The 3889-nt window shown below is 75.1% G+C and carries 2 protein-coding genes; both read left to right on the forward strand.

From position 1 onward, the window contains the following. The coding region (locus tag TR48_RS35610) for an SDR family NAD(P)-dependent oxidoreductase (protein ID WP_161789967.1) at positions 1-2726 on the forward strand (2726 nt) is incomplete at its 5' end. A gap of 21 nt (positions 2727-2747) precedes the next feature. After that, positions 2748-3889: beta-ketoacyl synthase N-terminal-like domain-containing protein (locus TR48_RS35615; protein ID WP_439654524.1), on the forward strand; the 1142-nt coding region annotated here is incomplete at its 3' end.

The following is a 3889-nucleotide window of genomic DNA, read 5'->3' on the forward strand; positions in this document are numbered from 1 at the left end:
AGCAGTTGGCTGCGCAGGGTCGTAAGACGAAGCGGCTGACGGTCAGCCACGCGTTCCACTCGCCGCTGATGGCCCCGATGCTGGACGAGTTCCGCACGGTGGTCGAGGGGCTGGAGTTCCACGCCCCCCGGATCCCGATCGTCTCGACGCTGGACCAGGACGCCGACCTCACCACGCCCGACTACTGGGTGCGGCACGTCCGCGAGGCGGTCCGCTTCGCCGACGCCGTCGCTGCCCTGGAGCGCCAGGGCGTGCGCACGTTCCTGGAGCTGGGCCCGGACGGGACCCTGACGGCGCTGGCCCAGGACTGCGTCACCGCCGAGGACGCCTCCTTCGCGCCCGCCATGCGCGCCGACCGCGCCGAGGGCCGGACGCTGACGACCGCCCTCGCCCAGGTCCACGCCCGCGGACAGGCGGTGGACTGGCCGGCCTACTTCGCGGGATCGGGCGCCCAGCGCATCGAACTGCCCACCTACGCCTTCCAGCGCGAGCGCTACTGGCCCACGCCCGCCGCCTCGCCCGCTGCCGGTGCCGCCGGGACGGATGCCACGGACGCCCGCTTCTGGGAGACCGTCGAGCGCGAGGACCTGGAGGCGCTGACCGCCACGCTCGGTCTGGACGGCGACCAGCCGCTCAGCTCGGTGCTGCCCGCCCTGTCGACCTGGCGTCGGCAGAGCCGGACCCGCTCCACCGTGGACGGCTGGCGTTACCGGATCAGCTGGAACCGCCTCGCTTCCGCCCCCCTCGGGACGCTCGCGGGCACCTGGCTGGTCGTCACGTCGGCCGTGGACGCCGCCGCCGAGCCGACCGAGGCCGCGCTGGCGGCCCTGGCCGGGGCCGGTGCCGAGACCCTTCGGCTGACCCTCACCGCCGCCGAGCTGGCGGCCGGGCGCACCGCGCTGGCCGAGCGGCTGCGCGGCGAGCTCGCCGAGGCCGGCCCGCTGGCCGGCGTCGTCTCGCTGCTCGCCCTCGACGAGGAGCCGCACCCGGCCCACCCCGCGCTGTCCGGCGGACTGGCGGCCACCGCACTGCTGGTGCAGGCGCTGGGCGATGCCGAGGTCGCCGCGCCGCTGTGGTGCCTGACCCGCGGCGCGGTCGCGACCGACGCCGCCGACCGGCTCGCCAACCCCGTCCAGGCCCAGGTCTGGGGCCTGGGCCGAGTGGTGGCCCTGGAGCACCCGGACCGCTGGGGCGGCCTGATCGATCTGCCCGCGCAGCTGGACGAGCGCGCCCTCGGACTGCTGACCGGTGCGCTGGCGGCCGGCGACGGCGAGGACCAGCTCGCGGTGCGGCCCTCGGGCCTGCACGTCCGCCGTCTGGTCCGGGCGTCGCGGGTCAATGACGTCAATGGCGTCAGCGGTGTCCGTGGCAGCTCCTGGCAGCCGCGCGGCACGGTGCTGGTCACCGGCGGCACCGGCGCCCTGGGCGCCGAGGTGGCCCGCTGGCTGGCCCGTGGCGGCGCGGAGCACCTGGTGCTGACCAGCCGTCGCGGCGCCGACGCACCGGGAGCGGCCGAACTGACGGCCGAGCTGACCGAGCTGGGCGCCACCGTGACGGTCGCCGCCTGCGACGTGGCCGACCGTGCGGCGCTCGCCGCGCTGCTCGCCGCCGTCCCGGCCGACCGCCCGCTCACGGCCGTCGTGCACGCGGCCGGAGTCGTCGCCGACTCCGCCCTGCGGGACAGTGACCTGGCCGGCCTGGCCGCCCTCGCCGACGCCAAGGTCGCCGGCGCGGTGCACCTGGACGACCTGCTCGCCGACAGCGAGCTGGACGCCTTCGTCACCTTCTCCTCCATCGCCGGCGTCTGGGGCAGCGGCGGCCAGGCGGGCTACGCCGCCGCCAACGCCTTCCTGGACGCCCTGGTCGAGGCCCGCCGGGCCCGTGGCCTGGCCGGTACCTCGGTGGCCTGGGGTCCGTGGGCCGAGGCCGGGATGGCCGCAGGCGAGGCGGCCGAGGAGCACCTGCGCCGGTTCGGCCTCACCGTGATGGCGCCGAGCAGCGCGCTGCTCGGCCTGCAGTCGGCCCTGGACGCCGACGCGCCCACGGGGGTGGTCGCCGACGTCGACTGGACGCGCTTCGTCCCGTCCTTCACCGCCGCGCGCCGCCGCCCGCTGCTCGACGAGCTGCCCGAGGTCCGCGCGGTGCTGGCCGCGGAGCAGGCCGCCGGGCAGGCCGACGCGGCGTCCGCCGGGGCGGGTGCTCCGGCCGGGCTGCGGGAGCGACTGGCCGACCTGAGCGACGCCGACCGCGACCGCGCGTTGCTGGAGCTGGTGCGCGGTCAGGTGGCCGAGGTGCTCGGCTACTCCGGAGCCCACGCGGTCGAGGCCGGCATGGCCTTCCGGGCGCTCGGCTTCGACTCCCTGACGGCGGTCGAACTGCGCAACCGGCTGACCAAGGAGACCGGGCTGAAGCTGCCCGCCAGCGCGGTCTTCGACTATCCGACGCCCACCGCCCTGGCCGAGCACCTGCGGGACGAGGTCTTCCCGGAGCACGCCCGCGAGGCGGGCGTCGACCCCCAGGAGGCCGCGCTGCGCCAGGCCTTGGCGAGCGTCCCGCTCGCCCGGTTCCGGGAGCTCGGACTCCTGGACACCCTGCTGCGGTTGGCCGACCCCGACGACCACGCCGGGGCCGAGGACGGCGGTGACGAGTCGGGCCTGATCGACTCGATCGACTCGCTGGACCTGGACAGCCTCATCGACCTCGCTCTCGACAGCAACGATTCCTGACACGTCCGAAGTGCGGAGCTCATCATGACCACGCCGAACGAAAAAGCAGTCGCAGCACTTCGGGCCTCCATCAAGGAGACCGAGCGACTGCGTCGGCAGAACCAGCAGCTGATCGCGGCCTCCAAGGAGCCGATCGCGATCGTCGCGATGAGCTGCCGGTTCCCTGGAGGCGTGGCATCACCGGAGGCGCTGTGGCGACTGGTCGCCGACGGCGTCGACGCGATCGGCGAGTTCCCGGCCGACCGCGGGTGGCGACTGGACGACCTGTACGACGAGGACCCCGACCGCCAGGGCACCTTCTACGCCCGCGGCGGCGGGTTCCTCGCCGACGCCGCCCAGTTCGATCCGGCGTTCTTCGGCATCAGCCCGCGCGAGGCGCTGGCGATGGACCCGCAGCAGCGGCTGCTGCTGGAGACCTCCTGGGAGGCCTTCGAGCGGGCCGGCATCGACCCGGCGACGGTCCGCGGCAGCAGCACCGGCGTCTTCGTCGGCGCTTCCGCCTCGGGCTACGCCGGCGTGACCGACCAGATGCCGGAGGGCGTCGAGGGCTACCTGCTCACCGGCAACGCGGCCGCGGTGGTCTCCGGTCGTGTCTCCTACACCTTCGGCTTCGAGGGCCCGGCGGTCACGGTCGACACCGCCTGCTCCTCGTCGCTGGTCTCGCTGCACCTGGCGGTGCAGGCGCTGCGCAACGGCGAGTGCTCGATGGCGCTCGCGGGCGGCGTGACGGTGCTTGCCACCCCGGACGTGTTCGTCGAGTTCAGCCGTCAGCACGGTCTGGCCACCGACGGCCGGTGCAAGGCCTTCGCGGCCGGTGCCGACGGCACGGGTTGGGCCGAGGGCGTCGGCATGCTGCTCGTCGAGCGGCTGTCGGACGCGCGGCGCAACGGGCACCCGGTGCTTGCGGTCGTGCGCGGCTCGGCGGTGAACCAGGACGGCGCCAGCAACGGCCTGACCGCGCCGAACGGCCCCTCGCAGCAGCGGGTGATCCGTCAGGCCCTGGAGAACGCCCGGCTGACGGCCGACCAGGTCGACGCGGTCGAGGCCCATGGCACGGGCACCACGCTGGGCGACCCGATCGAGGCGCAGGCGCTGCTTGCGACGTACGGGCGGGACCGCTCCGAGGACCGGCCGCTGTGGCTGGGGTCGTTGAAGTCCAACTT

Origin of the sequence: Streptacidiphilus neutrinimicus (assembly GCF_000787815.1) — a bacterium.
Taxonomy (GTDB): domain Bacteria; phylum Actinomycetota; class Actinomycetes; order Streptomycetales; family Streptomycetaceae; genus Streptacidiphilus; species Streptacidiphilus neutrinimicus.